The sequence below is a fragment of the Verticiella sediminum genome (assembly GCF_007558815.1).
Taxonomy (GTDB): domain Bacteria; phylum Pseudomonadota; class Gammaproteobacteria; order Burkholderiales; family Burkholderiaceae_B; genus Verticiella; species Verticiella sediminum.
Genome location: NZ_VLTJ01000039.1, coordinates 221,295 through 236,238, shown reverse-complemented (window position 1 = coordinate 236,238; position 14,944 = coordinate 221,295). Strand labels below are relative to the sequence as shown.

The following is a 14,944-nucleotide window of genomic DNA, read 5'->3' as shown; positions in this document are numbered from 1 at the left end:
GCATGCTGCACATCGAAGGACTCAACCAGTACTACAGCGGCAGCCACATCCTGCGCGACGTGAGCCTGGCGGTGCCCGAGGGCCGCCTTTCCGTGCTGCTCGGGCGCAACGGCGTGGGCAAGAGCACGCTGCTCAAGTGCATCATGGGCGTGGTGCCGGTGCGCTCGGGCCACATACGCTGGCAGGACCAGCCCCTGGACGGTCTGCGTCCGCATGCGCGCGTGGCCGCCGGGCTGGCCTACGTGCCGCAGGGGCGCGAGATCTTCCCGCGCCTCACCGTGGAAGAGAACCTGTTCGTCGGCGCGGCCAGCCGCAAGGCGCCCCGCGAGATCCCGGCGCAGATCTACGAACTGTTTCCCGTGCTGAAGGACATGAAATCGCGCCGCGGCGGCGACCTCTCGGGCGGCCAGCAGCAGCAGCTCGCCATCGGCCGCGCCCTGATGAGCGAGCCCCGCATGCTGATCCTGGACGAGCCCACCGAGGGCATACAGCCGAACATCATCGGCGAGATCGGGCGCACCCTGCGCCGGCTGGTCGACGAGTTCGGCATGACCGTGCTGCTGGTCGAGCAGTACTACGAGTTCGCCGAGAAGCTCGCCGACCACTATGCGGTGATGGACCGCGGCGAAGTGGTGGCGAGCGGTGCAGGCGCCGACATGCAGGCGCGGGGCGTGCGCGCGATGATCTCGGTATGAACTGTGCTCTGACAGTGGTTCGTCACCCTCTTCTTCAAAGGAATTCTGCATGAACACTGCCGAACCACGCATGACCAACCTTTTCCTGCAGCTTGGCCTGGATGCCGGGGAACCGGCCATCGCCGAGTTCATCCGCACCCACCAGTTGCCCGCGGACGTGAAGATTGCCGATGCGTCCTATTGGAACGAGTCGCAGCGCCAGTTCCTGGCCGAACAGATCCAGGCCGATGCGCCCTGGGCGATGATCGTCGACCAGTTGAACGAATCGCTGCACGAGGACGCCGTCAAGGCCCGCTCCGGCCTGGACTGACGCCGCGCGCCGCAGCCCGACGGACGTTTTTCAGCGCGACTTGCGGTTCAGGCTGTCGCGCAGCCCCTCCAGCCAGCTCGAAGCGCCGCGCAGCAGTTGGCTCCCCTTGCCGAAGATGCCCGCAAGCTCCTGCTCGACGCGCTCGCGCGTGCCCGGCTCGTTGGCCGGCAGGGGTGGCAGCACGTGGGCGTAGTAGGTCTTGTCGAGCAGCCGATGCAGCAAGCGTTCGCCCGGGAACGGGCTGCCGTTGTTGAGTGCGCGCGCGGCCCGCAGCAGATTGCGTACGTCGTACTGGGTGGGGCTCAGATCCGGCACCTGCTTGGCGAGCCCGAGCAGGCTGTAGACGGCGATGCGCGCGGTGCGCACCGAGCTTTCCATGGTGAACACCACGTCGTTGCGCGTCTCGACGAACTGGCCGAGCAGCGCCAAGTTGGTGCAGCCGCGCGGCACGACTTCGGGCCGGTCGCCGGCCGCGCGCGGCATGAACTGCGCCGTGATGTAGGGCATGAGCGCGGTACGCACCTGGGTGTTGGCCGCCACGGCGTCGATCTGGTCCGGGATGCCCAGGTGATGGCACAGTTCGGCGAGTATCTCGCGGCCGGTGCATGCCGGCATGGGCTTTTGCACGCAGTTGCCCGGCTTGTCCATGATGAGCGCATACACCCACGCGACCAGCACGTCCCCGGGCTGGTCCGGGAAGTGCGGCTGGCGGTTGACGGTGAAGCTCAACACCCAGTTCGAGTCGGTGAAAGTGACGATGCCGCCCGTCACCGTCTTGCCGGAATAGGGATCGTTGACGGCCAGCGCCTTGATCTTCTCGACCAGCGGCGAAGGCCTGCAGGTGAGCGTGGCCGACTCCCACATCGAGCGCTCGATGTCGCCGCAGAACTTCTCGGGCCGGCCGAACACCGGCGATTGGCGCGCCAGGTTGCGCCACAAGGTCCAGCCGCTCCAGGCCGGCGAGGCCAGCCGCGCGCGATCGAGCGCCGGCGCATGGTCCATGCCGCCGTAAGCCGTGCCCTCGGTCATGGAACCGGTCAGCGCGAACACCAGATCGCCCTCGCCCACCGCGATCGTGGCGGGCTCGCCGCCGACACGGGCCCGGATGCCGGTCACGGTGCGCAACTCGCCCGACACGGCCATGTCCAGGTCCTCGACCAGGGTGTCGAACTGGAATGTCACGCCTTGGCGGCGCAGCATGCCGGCCAGCGGACGCACGAAGCTGTCGAACTGGTTGTACTTGGGAAAGACCAGGGCCGACATGTCGGTCAGCCCGTCGAGCGCGTCCAGGAAGCGGTGCATGTAGAGCTTCATCTCGAGCAGGCTCTGCCAGTTCTGGAACGCGAACATCGAGCGCCAGAGGAACCAGAAGTTGCTCTTCAGAAAGCCTTCGCTGAAGTAGTCCTCGATCGTGCGATCGTCCAGCTCCTCCTTGCGCTTGAGCAGCAGGCGGACCAGTTCCCACTGCTGCGAGCGGCTCAACCCGAGGGTGGAGAAATCCTGGATCTGGCCGCGGCGATGCATCAGCCGGGCCTTGGAATAGTTCGGATCGCTGTCGTTGACCAGCCGATACTCGTCGAGCACGCTGTAGCCTTCGGGCAGCTCGAGCGCCGGCACGTCCTGGAACATGTCCCAGAGGTTGTCGTAGTTCCAGTTCATCTCGCGGCCGCCGCGCACCAGGTAGCCTTCCTGCGCGTTGCCCGAGCCGTCCAGCGAGCCGCCCTCGACGGCGAGGTTCTCCAGGATGGTGATGTTCGCCGCCGGCATGCGCGCGTCGCGGATCAGGTAGAAGGCCGCGGCCAGCCCCGCGATGCCGCCGCCGATGATCCAGGCCTTGCGATTCGCGATGCCCTCGGCGGGCAAGGGCCGGTTGCGCGTGTAGGCGCCCACCATGTCCGGCGGCGGCAGCGTGTTGTCGGGCCGATGGCGCCAGTAGGCGCGGCTGGCGTCCGGTTGATGCTCGAAACCGGGGACGGCCATCGTGGGCTTGCTCTGGCTCATGCGCAGGACTCCTGGGGACGCGGCACGGCGCCGTCCACGCGGCGGCCCGGCGAGCCGCGGACGGCCGGGCGTGCAGAGCGGTGCAAGCAGCAGCTTGCGTGCCTCGCCCGGCCCCACGGTGCAATACAGCGCAAGAAACGGAGTGCGCACGGCGCCGGTGCTTGCTACGCTGGAATCGTTCGCCGGCACGCCAGAGATGCCGCCCGCGGCACACGACGCGGCCGCATCGCGGTGTGGTCCGACCGAGTATTTGAGCACCTGATTACCTGAGCACTGAACACCCCGCCATGCCGTCCCTGAAACTTCGACTCGAACGCCTGCCCTCGCCCCTCGGCCCCATGCTGATCCTCACCGACGAGGACGGCGTCCTGCGGGCCCTCGACTGGCAGGACCACGAGCAGCGCATGCACCTGCTGCTGCGGCGGCAGTACGGCGGTGCATCCATCGAGATCGTGGAGGGCGGAGCCGCCTGCGCGGCCGGCCCCAGGCTGGCCGCGTATTTCGCCGGCGACATCGGCGCCCTCGACGGCCTGCGCGTCGCCACGGGCGGCACGGCATTCCAGCGCCTGGTATGGCAGACCCTGCGCGAGATTCCGGCCGGTACGACGCTCAGCTACGGCGAGCTGGCCGCACGCATCGGCCGCGCGGCCGCCGTGCGTGCGGTTGGCCTCGCCAACGGCGCCAACCCGGTCAGCCTGGTCGTCCCCTGCCACCGGGTCATCGGCAGCAACCGCACCCTGACGGGCTACGGCGGCGGGCTCGAGCGCAAGCGCTGGCTGCTCGCGCACGAAGGCGCCCTGGCCGAGGCCGGCGATGCGCCCGCGCGCACGGCGCGGCTGCCGGGTTTCTGAACGGACCGCCCCGGCCAGCGGGGTCGCATCCAAGGCCAACACGGCCGGCAGGATCGCCGTGGCGCCCGTGGTGACGCGTGGAACGGCGCGGCCGCGTCACGGATTTCACATACATGAAATCTGATTTCACATCGTTGACGTGAATCTATCGCCTTCCTAGACTGGAACAGTCAGGTACCGATCGAGACGGTGACTCATGGGTGTGAAATCTGCCGTTCGGGTACTGGAAGTGCTCGAGTATTTCGACGACGTGCGCCGTGCGGCCAGCGTCACCGAAGTGGCCCATGCGCTGGATTACCCGGTGTCGAGCACGTCCATGCTGTTGAACAGTCTGCTCGGTCTGGGCTATCTGGAACAGAATGCGCAGCGCTGCTATGTACCTACACCGCGCGTCACGCTGCTGGGTTCCTGGGTGGCGCCGCAGTTGTCCCAGGACAGCCATATCCTGCGCATGATGGACGAACTCGGACGCATCACCGGCCAGACCATTGTGCTGGGCGTGGCATCCGAGTCGCTCGTCCGATATATACATGTCGTTCCCGCCACCAGGACACTGCGCATGCACGTGTCGGTGGGTTCGACGCGGCCGCTCGCCATATCCGGGACGGGCCGGCTTTTCCTGTCCACCCGCAGCGAAGAAAAGGTTCGCCAGGCCATATTCCGCCATAACCAGGAGGCCGGCGTTGCGCCGTTGTCGCTGGAGGACGTGAACCGCGACTTGCAGGCCATCCGGAAACGGGGCTATGCGCTCTCGCTGGACTTGTTTCTGCCGGGGGTAGGCCTGGTCGCCATGCATCTGCCGGAGCGCATCGCCGGCCATCGGCTCGCCCTGGGCATCGGCGGGCCCGGCCAGGACATCCGTGCGAACGCCACGGAATTCATCCGATTGATGAAGGACGCGGTCGAACGGTACTGCACCCCAGTGAAATGATGGAGCGCTCCACGAACCCACAACCGGACGGCGCGCCGCAGAGCTGCGCCCTGCCGATGGCCGGAATCCGCATCCTGGACATGACGTCCGTCATGTTGGGGCCCTACGCAACCCAGATGCTGGGTGACTACGGTGCCGACGTGATAAAGATCGAGTCGCCCTCGGGGGATACGACGCGCAGGACCGGGCCCCAGCCGGAGCCCGGCATGGGCGCGGCGTTCATAGGCGTCAACCGCAGCAAGCGCAGTATCGCGCTGGATCTGAAGAAGGCACCCGCCCGCGAAACGCTGCTCACGCTGGTCGAGCGGGCCGACGTCCTGATTTGCAGCATCCGTCCGCAAAAGCTGGATGCGCTCGGCTTGAACCCCGGCGTGCTGCATGCAAGAAACCCGCGGCTCATCATCGTCAGCGTCCACGGCTTTGCGCAAGGCGGGCCCTATGCCGGCCAGCCTGCGTACGACGACATCATCCAGGGGCTTTGCGGATTCGCCGCGCTGACCGAGGCCCAGACCGGCGAACCCCTCTACTTTCCCACGGTGGCGGCCGACAAGACCTGCGCGCTCTTCGCGGCGCAGGCCATCCTGATGGCGCTGGTGGGCCGCGCCCGCTCGGGCAAGGGGGTGCATGTCGAGGTGCCCATGTTCGAGGCAATGACCAGCTTCACCCTTGCCGAACATCTTTATGGCGCGCATTTCGCCGGACGCGACGGCAAGTATGGATACGACCGGCTGATGACCCGCGCCAGGCGCCCCTACCGGACGGCGGACGGATACGTTTGCGCCCTGCCCTATACCGATGTGCATTGGCGTCGCTTTTTCGAGGAAGTCGGCGATACCGCGTCCTTGCAGGACCCGCGTTTTCGGAACATTGCGCAACGTACGCGCCACATCGATGCGCTCTATTCGATCCTGGGCGCACACCTTGCCCGACGCCCGACAGAGGAATGGCTGGCCGTGTGCAGGCAGCTCGACATACCGGCGGCCCGGATGAATCGGCTGGAGGATCTGGAATCCGACCCGCAGCTCGTGGCCGGGGGATTTTTCATGCGCCTTGTCGATCCCGCACTCGGCGAGGTCAAGGTGACCCGGCCTGTCCTGCGATTCGATGCGCAAACGCCGCAGCCCACGATGCCTCCGCGCCTGGGCCAGCACACGATCGAAGTGCTGCGGGAAGCCGGCCTGAGCCCCTTGGAGATCGAACACCTGCTGCACGACGGGGCAGCCATGTAGGCAGGTAGGCAAGACACAGCTTCCCCATTTCCATAACTCGAATCGAATCGAGACCGAGGAGACCCTGCATGGCATCGAAAACCCTGGTGCGTCTGCGCACTCGACTCTGCACCCATGTCGCGCTTGCCCTGACGCTGATTGCGCCGGGCGCCGCCTTCGCGAAGTGGCCGGAGCGGCCTCTTCAACTGGTCGTGGGCTTCGCCCCCGGCGGCCCGAACGACATCATGGCCAGGGTGCTGGCCGAGCAGTTGTCGGCCCAGCTCGCACAGCCCGTGATCGTCGACAACAGGCCGGGGGCAAACGGCAACATCGCGGCAGGCTATGTCGCGAACGCCGCCCCGGACGGCTACACGCTGCTCTACAACAGCTCGTCACTCGGACTGAGCCCCGCGCTGTATCGCAATCTGCCGGCCGACCCCCTTCGCGATCTCGCGCCGGTGAACGGCACCGCCACCCTGCCCCTGGTGATGGTGGTCAACAAGGATTTCCCGGCGAGCAATTTCGAGGAATGGGTCGCGCAGGTGAAGGCAAGGCCCGGCGGGTTCAACTATGGCAGCCCCGGCATCGGCAATCTGGCCCACATCGGCATGGAGATGATCCTGAAGGACAGAGGGCTCGAAGCGGTCCACGTGCCTTACAAGGGCAGCAGCGAAGCGCGCAGCGCGGTGGTCGCGGGCATGGTCCAGTTCCAGCTCGACTCGGTCAACTCCGCCCTGGGGCTGATCGAGGCCGGCAGCCTCAAGCCGATCGTGATAACGGCGCAGAACGGCTCGGAGGTGTTGCCGGAAGTCGGCACGCTGCAGGCCAGCGGCGTAGAGGGTATCGAATTGTCCGGCTGGCAGGGAGTGATGGCGCCGGCCAGGACACCACCCGACGTCATCGCGAAACTGAGCGAAGAAATCGCCTTGGCCATGAAGAGCCCCAAGATCGTCGAGGCCCTCGAGGTGCAGGGCGGCTACTCCATAGCCAGCACGGCGCAGGAATACGGAGAGTTCCTCGCGCAGCAGATCGAGCTGTTCAAGACGACGGTGCAGGATATCGGCCTCGAGCCGAACTGATCGCTCGCACCGTCCTGCCCTTCCGAACCACAAGGAACTTGCGATGGATTTTTCGCTGACGAACGAGCAAGAGGCGATACGGGACGCGATATCGCGCATCTGCGAACGGTTTGACGCCGATTATTGGCTGGAGCGCGACCGGCATGGCGGCTTTCCCCTGGATTTCCACCAGGCGATCGCCGAGGCGGGATGGCTGGGCATCTGCATGCCCGCGGAATATGGCGGGGCGGACCTCGGCATCCAGGAGGCCGCCATCATGGTGCAGGCCATCGCCCAGTCCGGCGCGGGGATGAGCGGCGTCTCCGCCATTCACATGAACATCTTCGGCCTGAACCCTGTGGTGCGATTCGGCACCGAAGAGCAGAAGCAGCGCTTTCTTCCTCCTCTTATCCGAGGTGAGGAGAAGGCCTGCTTCGCGGTGACGGAACCCAATACCGGCCTGAACACCACGCGGCTCAAGACCTTCGCCCGCCGCGAAGGCGATCGCTATATCGTCAACGGCAGGAAGGTCTGGATCACGACCGCGCAGGTGACGGAGAAAATGCTCCTGCTGGCGCGCACCACGCCGCTGGAACAGGTGAAGAAACCCACCGACGGACTGACGCTGTTCTATACCGACCTGGACCGGCGCTATATCACAGTACGCGAGATCGAGAAGCTGGGCCGCAAGGCGGTGGATTCGAACGAGTTGTTCATCGATGACCTGCCCATACCCGTGGAACACCGGATCGGCGCCGAAGGCGAGGGCTTCTACAACATACTGCACAGCATGAACCCGGAGCGTGCCCTCGCCGCCGCCGCCGGCATCGGCCTGGGCCACGCGGCCTTGCAGCGCGCCGCGACGTACGCCAACGAGCGCATCGTGTTCGACAGGCCCATCGGCCAGAACCAGGGCATTCAGCATCCGCTGGCATCGCGCTGGATGGAGCTAGAAGCCGCTCGATTGATGGTGATGCAGGCTGCCTGGAAGTACGACCAGGGCCTGCCCTGCGGGGCCGAGGCGAATGCAGCCAAGTATCTTGCCGGCGAGGCCGGATTCCATGCCTGCGAAACGGCCGTGCTGACGCATGGCGGCTTTGGCTACGCCAAGGAGTACCACGTCGAGCGTTATTTCCGGGAAGCGATGCTGCTGCGCATTGCGCCGATCAGCATCCAGCTCATCATGAGCTACATCGCCGAGAAAGTGCTGGCCCTGCCCAAGTCTTATTGAGGAGTGGAGATTGAAACAACTAGGACGACTTAGCCGAGGGCTATGGTTCGAAGATCTGGTGCTCGGCACGACGTGGCACACGGCGGGCAGGACCCTGACGGAGACCGATCTGGTGTCGTTCGTGAACCTGACCTGGTTCACCGAGGATCTTTTCACCAATCAGCACGACACGGGCGAGAATGCCATCCAGGGCCGGCCGGTGCCGGCGGGCATGGTCTTCACCATGGCGGAAGGCCTGGTGGTTCCTTCGCTGGAACGAGCCGGCCTGGCGTTCCTCCAGATGGAACTCGATGTGAGGAGCCCCACGTTCGTCGGCGACACCATACGCGTGGACTGCGAAGTCATAGAAGCTCGCGAGTGTTCCAAGCCGGACCGTGGCCTGGTGCGAACGAAGAACACGGTCACGAACGCGGGCGGCCAGATTTTGCTGATCTACCGGCCATTGCGCTTGATCAAGCGCCGCAGCCCGGCGCAGGCAGACGGCCGGCCCCGGTGAGGGTGCGCGCTCAGGCGGGCACGTGGACGCGCTCCTTGATGTGCTTGAGGTTCGCCACGATCGTGAAGGTCATGACGACCAGCAGCGACCAGGAACTCCACTTGCCCAGGTGCACCGTCGACCAGGCGCCGAGCTGGTTGGGATAGGCCCAGATACCGAAGAAGGTACTGATGTTCTCGGCCAGCCAGATGAAAAAGCCGATCAGCACGAACGCCAGCAACAGCGGCATGCGCCGATCCCTGTCCAGCGGGCGATAGATCACCGTCGCCCTGGCGTACAGGCCCAGCGCGCAGGCTGCGATGTACCAGCGGTAGTCGCCGATGAAATGATGCGTGAAGAAATTCGCGTAGATGAGCAGCGCAGTCAACCAGGCCATCCAGTACGGCGGATGGTGCACCACGCGCAGCTCCAACAGGCGCCAGGCCTGGATGATGTAGCTGCCGACCGCGGCATACATGAAACCGGAAAAGAGCGGTACGCCGAAGACCTTCGTATAGGCGAAGTCCGGGTATGACCAGGACTTGATTCCGCTGGACGTCTTGAATACCTCCAGCGCGAAGCCGACGAGGTGAAAGATCGTGATCGCCTTCAGTTCGTCCAGGGTCTCCAGCTTGGCCCACACCATCCAGGCCTGGATCGCGAGCGCGATGATCAGCAGGGCGTCGTAGCGGGGAATGCCCCAGAGACCGGTGCGGGGAACCAGGAATACCGCGGCGAAGAACAGGCCGACGAACAGGCAAGCGCGGGCTTGTTTCACACCGAAGTAGAGGAACTCCAGCAGGAAGCGGGGGATACCTGCCAGGCCGGGCCGCTCATGACCTAGCAGCAGATGGGCGTCGAGTGCGCTCAGACGCAGTGATGGGAGGCGGGCTGTAGAGGACACGGTGGTGGCTACACGGGTTCAGACGTTTGGGCTGCACGCGAACGATACTACCGGAACGCACCGGGTGAAATACGCGACCTCGCGCTGCGATTCGTCGAACAGCTCGTCCAGCACGTCGGGCGGGCCCGGCGGCACATGCGCGTGTGAGTCGTGTGCCCGTTGCCGAAACAGCAAGAATCGGAGTGCCGCCAGCGCCGGGGCTTGCTACGCTGGTTCGATACACTATTACGAAGCGGCCTGACCGCTCACGCCCATGCTGACCTTGCACCGTGAACTTCTCCCCTCCCCGCTCGGGCCCATGCTGGTTCTGACCGATGACGCGGGGGCACTGCGCGCGCTCGACTGGCAAGACCACGAGACGCGCATGCACACCTTGCTGCGCAGGCAATATGCCGGCGTAGCGGTGACGCTGCACGATGCCAAACGCCCATCGGCTGCCGCGCCGAGATTGATCGATTACTTCGCCGGCGACATGACCGCACTCGACGGACTGGACGTCGCCACCGGCGGTACCGCGTTTCAACGTGAGGTCTGGCAGACGCTGCGCACCATCCCGGTGGGTACGACCTGGAGCTACGGACAACTGGCCGCCCGCATCGGCCGGCCCGCGGCCGTGCGGGCGGTCGGCCTGGCCAACGGCGCCAACCCCGTCAGCCTGGTCGTCCCCTGCCATCGGGTCATCGGCAGCAACCGCACCCTGACCGGCTACGGCGGCGGGCTGGAGCGCAAGCGCTGGCTGCTCGCGCACGAAGGTGCTCTGGCCGCGGCCGGGGCGGCGGCGGCGCAAACCACACGTTTGCCGGGCTTCTAACGATAGCCTTTTTCCGCGTCTTGCACAGAAGCGGCTGTCGGCTTGACAAGAATCGCGCCGTCAACGATACCAGCCGCAAGTTGGCAGGCAGCGCCATGCGCGTCTGCACCGAAGCGAGCCGGTCGCCGTTGTTGATAACGATTCTTATTACATGTAATATGAGCTGATTTTTCCGTTCACTCGCGCGCACCATGGTTGCCCTCGACGAAAGCCGACAGCACGCTGTCGCCGCGCTCTATGCCGATCATCACGGCTGGTTGCACACTTGGCTCTGCCGCAAGCTCGGCGATTCGTTCACGGCGGCCGACTTGGCGCATGATACCTTCCTGCGAGTGCTGCGCCGGGGGCTGGCCGATGCCATCCAATCGCCACGTGCGTATCTCACGGTGATCGCGGGTGGCCTGGTCAACGATCACTGGCGCCGTCGTGCCCTGGAGCAAGCCTGGCTCGACGAGCTGGCCGCCCGGCCAGAGATGTTCGAGCCTTCGCTCGAAGAACGCGCCGTCATTCTGGAAACACTCGACCAAATCGCCCGCCTGATCGACGGTCTGCCGGCCCTCGCGCGCGAAGCATTTCTGCTGTCGCAGCTCGATGGCCTCACCTATCCCCAGATCGCCGAACGCCTGGCCATCAGCGTCAATCGCGTGCAGAAGGCCATGACGCAGGCAGTCAAGCACTGCTACCGGGCCATGCATGGCTGACCACGCGGCCCTCGCGGAACCGGTGGCCGAGGCCGTGGTCGACCAGGCAGTCGACTGGTATGTCCGGCTGGCTGCCGGCACACCCTCGGCGCGCGAGCAGGCAGATTTCGAAAGCTGGCGCAGCGCCAGCCCCGAGCATGATCTCGCCTGGCAACGGCTGCGCGCCATGGGCTCGATGATGCAGGGCGGTTCGGCCGCGCTGGATCCGGCATTGGCTCGCGGCACGCTGAACCGCGCGAGCGCGCTGGCACGCCGGCGCGGGGCACTGAAACTGCTGTTGCTTGCCGCGGGCAGCGGCAGCCTGCTCACGCTGGGTGTACGCGAACACGATATGCTGCGCACGCAACTAGCGGTGCTGACGGCCGACCTGCGCACCGGTACCGGCGAGTTGCGCTCACTCATGCTGCCCGACGGCACGCGGCTGCAGCTCAATACCGCCACCGCTGTCAATGTGGTGTTCGGCGCTGATACCCGCCGTATCGAACTGCTGGAGGGCGAGATCATGCTGACCACCGGAACTGATCGGGCAGGCCGGCCGTTCGTGGTGGCGACCCGCGAAGGCGAGCTCATGCCCATCGGCACCCGCTATGGTGTCTGGCGCGGTCCATCCGCCGGCAGCGACTATGGCAGCACCGGCCTGGCCGTGCTCGAAGGCGAGGTGCAAGTGCACCACCGGCTATCGAAAGCCACGCAGCGCTTGCGTGCTGGTCAGCAAACTCGCTTCGACGCCACCGGGTCAGGCGCCGTCCAGGCGCTGAACGAGGCTCGCATGAGCTGGGCAGCCGGCCGTCTCACGGCCACCGGTATGCGCCTGGCCGATTTCGCAGCCGAGCTGGCGCGCTACCGGAGTGGTTGGGTGCGCTGCGATCCCGAGGTTGCGGATCTGCGCATCACCGGGGTCTGGCCACTGGATGGTGTCCACGCCACTGACCCGATCCTGGCCTCGCTCGAGCGCCATCTGCCGGTGCGCGTCCTGCGCAGCACGCGCTATTGGGTCACGTTGACCGCGGCCTGATCGCAGCACTGTTACAAAAAAAGGGGCGGTTTTTTTAGGTTCGTCCGGCTTAGAGGTCGAAGCAGGCCGCGACGAGCGCAAGGCAGGTCCCGCGCTGTGCTTCATTCCCACGAGCATCGGCAAAGGATTCCTTCCATGACGGCCCACCGCAAGCATTCCGTTCCAACTCTCACTCGCCGTGCGTGCGGCACTCGTCTTCAGCCTTGGGCCTATGCCCTGGTGCTGGCCATGGCCGAGCTTTCGAGCTGGGCCCAGCCCGTGCGGGCGCAGGCTGCGCCGGCCTCCACCACGCTGCAACGTTACGACATTCCGGCCGGCAATCTGGATCAAGCTCTCAGCCGCTACGGGGTACAGTCGGGTGTGCAGATCGTGGTCGATGGCGCGCTGACCGCAGGCGTGCGCAGCCCGGGCGCGCAAGGTATGTTCAACGCGGCCACGGCGTTGGAGGCATTGTTGGCCGGCACCGGGCTGCAAGCAGCACCCGACGGGGCCGGCTACAGTCTGCGGCGCAGCGTGGGCGGCGGTGTGGCGCAACTCACGCCCGTGACAGTACTGGGCTTTGCCGACAGCGCGACCGAAGGCACCGGCTCGTACAGCGCCAGTCACGTCTCGTTGGCCAAAGACCAGAAACTGCGCGAGGTGCCGCATTCGGTCAGCGTCATCACGCGTCAGCGCATCGAAGATCAGAACCTGATCACCATGGCCGACGTACTCGACAAAACCACCGGGCTGACCTTGCAGCGCGCCGGCAATAGCGCGGGCTCATCGCTGGGCAACGACACCAACTTCTACTCGCGCGGCTTTGCCGTGACCAACGTCCAGATCGATGGCGGCGCAGCCGCGGATACGGTGATGAACGGGTTCGGCTCGATCAGCCAGATCGACATGGCGCAATACGATCATGTGGAATTCCTGCGGGGCGTCGATGGGCTGTTTTCGAGCACCGGGGATCCGGGCGGCACCATCAACCTGGTACGCAAGCGCGCCCGTGCAGAACCGCAAGGCAGCTTCGCCAGCACCGTGGGAAGCTGGGACAACTACCGAATGGAAGGCGATATCACCGGCGCGCTCAACGAGAGCAGCTCGGTGCGTGGCCGCGCGGGCCTCGCCCACCAGGACCGTAAGTATTTCTACAGGCAAGGCAACATGCGTACGCGCCTGGCCTACGGCTCGCTTGAGTTCGACCTGACGCCGGACACGCTGCTTACCGTAGGTGGTAGTTATCAGGACGCCGATGGTTCACCCGATTTCACCGGCCTGCCGCGCTATAGCAATGGCAAGGACCTGGGCTTGTCGCGCCACACTTCGTTGATCCCGGACTGGGCACATACGCGCGACAGCGCGCGCGAGATATACGCCAAGCTGGAGCATCGCTTCAACGACGATTGGTCGGTGAATGCCAACGCGTCGTATCGCAACATGCGCCGCGACCACACCGGCGCCTATGGCTTCGGCGCAGTGGATCCGATATCCGGCGCGGGAACCTACCTTTACTCCTTTCCCGAGATCAATGATATGGACCGGGTTATGCTGGACCTGAACGTGAAGGGAGGACTCGAGGCGTTTGGGCTGAAGCACACCCTGGTGATGGGCGCGGATTATCAACGCGGCAAAGCAAAGTCATGGCAGAGCACCGGGTATCAAGGCTATCCGATTGATGTGTTCAATCTGCAACTGCCTGATGCCAACCTGCCGGAATCGCCGCTCAAGGACAGCTACTACACCACCGAGAAAAATGGCATTTATGGGGCGCTGCGCCTGAGCCTGAGCGAGGCTACTCGCTTCATCGTGGGGGCGCGCTACTCCAACTATTCGTACAAGAGCGAGTCATGGGAAACCAACGGCTCGGGGTACGTTCAGGGGCTGCGGCATCTGCGCGACTCCGGTGTGGTCACGCCGTATTTCGGGCTGACCTACGATGTACTGCCCGAGTGGACCGCCTATGCCAGCTACGCAGAAACCTATCGCCCGCAATATATGCAACGCAAGGGTCCGCAGCCGGGTACACCGCTGGACGCTGTCGAGGCCAAGAACTATGAACTGGGCCTGAAGGGCGAACTGTTCGATGGCCGCGCCAACACGACTTTCGCCATCTATCGCATCGAGCAAGAGGGCGAGGCAGCCGAGGATCCCACCTATCCGCGCTCATATGGCGCGTTCAACTGCTGCTACATCAACCAGGGCAAGGTGGTGAGCCAGGGCTTCGAGGCCGAGATCTCAGGCGAGGTTCTGCCAGGTCTGGAGCTGAGCGCCGGCTATACCTACAATCACAACGCCGACAAGAACCAGAAGCGGTCGTACAGCACCATCACGCCCAAGCACATGTTCAAGCTGTGGAGCACGTATCGCCTGCCCGGCCAACTCAATGCGTGGTCGTTGGGCGGCGGCGTGACGGCGCAGAGTGCCACCTTCGTGCGCGGCACTGCGGCCAGCTATGACGGCAGCAGTGGCACCTGGACCGGACCGAGCGTGCCGTTCAGCTTCTCGCAAGCCGGTTATGCGATCTGGAGCGTGCGCATCGACTACCGCATCACGCCACAATGGGAACTCGCGCTCAATGTGAACAACCTGTCCGACAAGAAGTATTACTCGAGCGTGGGCACCAGCGCCGCCAACAACTTCTACGGCGAACCTCGAAACTTCTACCTGACCTTGCGCGGCAACTTCTGAGTCGTAGTTCCAGGTCGGCACCTGGCGACGAAACGCAAAACCGCGGCGATAGGCCGCGGTTCCAGAAACGCATGAAGCCTGTC

At 65.0% G+C, this 14,944-nt stretch carries 15 protein-coding genes; 12 read left to right on the top strand and 3 right to left on the bottom strand.

Annotation, left to right across the window (positions count from 1 at the left end; translation table 11 throughout):
- Window positions 1-2: 2 nt before the first annotated feature.
- The gene (gene urtE / locus FOZ76_RS20595; RefSeq protein ID WP_143950152.1) at window positions 3-695 is read left to right on the top strand and encodes an urea ABC transporter ATP-binding subunit UrtE; all 693 of its coding nucleotides are present in this window, start codon (window positions 3-5) and stop codon (window positions 693-695) included.
- Between the two features lie 49 nt (window positions 696-744).
- Window positions 745-1,005, top strand: coding sequence for a DUF2789 domain-containing protein (locus FOZ76_RS20590; RefSeq protein WP_143950151.1), 261 nt, complete (start codon window positions 745-747; stop codon window positions 1,003-1,005).
- A 30-nt stretch (window positions 1,006-1,035) separates the two neighbouring features.
- Here the strand turns inward: FOZ76_RS20590 and FOZ76_RS20585 are convergent, their stop codons facing one another.
- Window positions 1,036-3,006, bottom strand: a complete 1,971-nt coding sequence (locus tag FOZ76_RS20585) for an oleate hydratase (RefSeq protein ID WP_143950150.1) — start codon at window positions 3,004-3,006, stop codon at window positions 1,036-1,038.
- Window positions 3,007-3,293: 287 nt separating this feature from the next.
- Between FOZ76_RS20585 and ogt (FOZ76_RS20580) the strand changes: the two genes are divergently transcribed.
- The 6 genes from ogt (FOZ76_RS20580) (at window position 3,294) to FOZ76_RS20555 (ending at window position 8,781) form a co-directional block, all read left to right on the top strand.
- Window positions 3,294-3,857 carry a methylated-DNA--[protein]-cysteine S-methyltransferase gene (gene ogt, locus FOZ76_RS20580; RefSeq protein ID WP_143950149.1) on the top strand — a complete coding sequence of 188 codons (564 nt, stop codon included), beginning with the start codon at window positions 3,294-3,296 and terminating at the stop codon, window positions 3,855-3,857.
- Between the two features lie 202 nt (window positions 3,858-4,059).
- The gene (locus tag FOZ76_RS20575; RefSeq protein WP_170235559.1) at window positions 4,060-4,788 is read left to right on the top strand and encodes an IclR family transcriptional regulator; all 729 of its coding nucleotides are present in this window, start codon (window positions 4,060-4,062) and stop codon (window positions 4,786-4,788) included.
- Window positions 4,785-6,017: a CaiB/BaiF CoA transferase family protein gene (locus FOZ76_RS20570; RefSeq protein WP_342781882.1), complete on the top strand. Its 1,233-nt coding sequence runs from the start codon at window positions 4,785-4,787 to the stop codon at window positions 6,015-6,017. The genes FOZ76_RS20575 and FOZ76_RS20570 overlap by 4 nt, the downstream gene beginning before the upstream one ends.
- Window positions 6,018-6,085: 68 nt before the next feature.
- The gene (locus FOZ76_RS20565) at window positions 6,086-7,075 is read left to right on the top strand and encodes a Bug family tripartite tricarboxylate transporter substrate binding protein (protein WP_143950147.1); all 990 of its coding nucleotides are present in this window, start codon (window positions 6,086-6,088) and stop codon (window positions 7,073-7,075) included.
- 43 nt (window positions 7,076-7,118) lie between these two features.
- Window positions 7,119-8,285, top strand: coding sequence for an acyl-CoA dehydrogenase family protein (locus tag FOZ76_RS20560; protein WP_143950146.1), 1,167 nt, complete (start codon window positions 7,119-7,121; stop codon window positions 8,283-8,285).
- A gap of 10 nt (window positions 8,286-8,295) precedes the next feature.
- Window positions 8,296-8,781 (top strand): MaoC family dehydratase, encoded by a 486-nt coding sequence (locus tag FOZ76_RS20555; protein WP_143950145.1) that lies wholly within the window; start codon window positions 8,296-8,298, stop codon window positions 8,779-8,781.
- Window positions 8,782-8,791: 10 nt separating this feature from the next.
- On the opposite strand, the gene FOZ76_RS20550 is transcribed toward FOZ76_RS20555, so the two are convergent.
- Complete coding sequence (locus FOZ76_RS20550; RefSeq protein ID WP_425473345.1) at window positions 8,792-9,631, bottom strand: DUF817 domain-containing protein; 840 nt, start codon at window positions 9,629-9,631, stop codon at window positions 8,792-8,794.
- Window positions 9,632-9,917: 286 nt separating this feature from the next.
- Here FOZ76_RS20550 and ogt (FOZ76_RS20545) point away from each other — a divergent pair, with 286 nt between their 5' ends.
- Complete coding sequence (gene ogt, locus FOZ76_RS20545) at window positions 9,918-10,475, top strand: methylated-DNA--[protein]-cysteine S-methyltransferase (protein WP_143950143.1); 558 nt, start codon at window positions 9,918-9,920, stop codon at window positions 10,473-10,475.
- Between the two features lie 176 nt (window positions 10,476-10,651).
- Here ogt (FOZ76_RS20545) and FOZ76_RS28300 read toward each other — a convergent pair whose 3' ends face one another.
- Window positions 10,652-10,792 (bottom strand): hypothetical protein, encoded by a 141-nt coding sequence (locus FOZ76_RS28300; RefSeq protein ID WP_342781889.1) that lies wholly within the window; start codon window positions 10,790-10,792, stop codon window positions 10,652-10,654.
- Between FOZ76_RS28300 and FOZ76_RS20540 the strand changes: the two genes are divergently transcribed.
- The 3 genes from FOZ76_RS20540 (at window position 10,733) to FOZ76_RS20530 (ending at window position 14,861) form a co-directional block, all read left to right on the top strand.
- The gene (locus FOZ76_RS20540; protein WP_342781888.1) at window positions 10,733-11,176 is read left to right on the top strand and encodes a sigma-70 family RNA polymerase sigma factor; all 444 of its coding nucleotides are present in this window, start codon (window positions 10,733-10,735) and stop codon (window positions 11,174-11,176) included. The two genes, FOZ76_RS28300 and FOZ76_RS20540, sit on opposite strands and share 60 nt — an antisense overlap.
- Window positions 11,169-12,191 carry a FecR domain-containing protein gene (locus FOZ76_RS20535; RefSeq protein WP_143950141.1) on the top strand — a complete coding sequence of 341 codons (1,023 nt, stop codon included), beginning with the start codon at window positions 11,169-11,171 and terminating at the stop codon, window positions 12,189-12,191. The genes FOZ76_RS20540 and FOZ76_RS20535 overlap by 8 nt, the downstream gene beginning before the upstream one ends.
- Before the next feature lie 135 nt (window positions 12,192-12,326).
- Entirely contained in the window at window positions 12,327-14,861 is a 2,535-nt protein-coding gene (locus FOZ76_RS20530; protein ID WP_143950140.1) for a TonB-dependent siderophore receptor, read from the top strand.
- Window positions 14,862-14,944: the final 83 nt, after the last annotated feature.

Excerpts from the sequence above, each read along its gene's own strand:
- urtE (WP_143950152.1), top strand. The coding sequence starts at position 3 with ATGCTGCACATCGAAGGACTCAACCAGTACTACAGCGGCAGCCACATC.
- FOZ76_RS20590 (WP_143950151.1), top strand. The coding sequence starts at position 745 with ATGAACACTGCCGAACCACGCATGACCAACCTTTTCCTGCAGCTTGGC.
- FOZ76_RS20585 (WP_143950150.1), bottom strand. The coding sequence starts at position 3,006 with ATGAGCCAGAGCAAGCCCACGATGGCCGTCCCCGGTTTCGAGCATCAA.
- ogt (WP_143950149.1), top strand. The coding sequence starts at position 3,294 with ATGCCGTCCCTGAAACTTCGACTCGAACGCCTGCCCTCGCCCCTCGGC.
- FOZ76_RS20570 (WP_342781882.1), top strand. The coding sequence starts at position 4,785 with ATGATGGAGCGCTCCACGAACCCACAACCGGACGGCGCGCCGCAGAGC.
- FOZ76_RS20565 (WP_143950147.1), top strand. The coding sequence starts at position 6,086 with ATGGCATCGAAAACCCTGGTGCGTCTGCGCACTCGACTCTGCACCCAT.
- FOZ76_RS20560 (WP_143950146.1), top strand. The coding sequence starts at position 7,119 with ATGGATTTTTCGCTGACGAACGAGCAAGAGGCGATACGGGACGCGATA.
- ogt (WP_143950143.1), top strand. The coding sequence starts at position 9,918 with ATGCTGACCTTGCACCGTGAACTTCTCCCCTCCCCGCTCGGGCCCATG.
- FOZ76_RS28300 (WP_342781889.1), bottom strand. The coding sequence starts at position 10,792 with ATGCGCCAAGTCGGCCGCCGTGAACGAATCGCCGAGCTTGCGGCAGAG.
- FOZ76_RS20535 (WP_143950141.1), top strand. The coding sequence starts at position 11,169 with ATGGCTGACCACGCGGCCCTCGCGGAACCGGTGGCCGAGGCCGTGGTC.
- FOZ76_RS20530 (WP_143950140.1), top strand. The coding sequence starts at position 12,327 with ATGACGGCCCACCGCAAGCATTCCGTTCCAACTCTCACTCGCCGTGCG.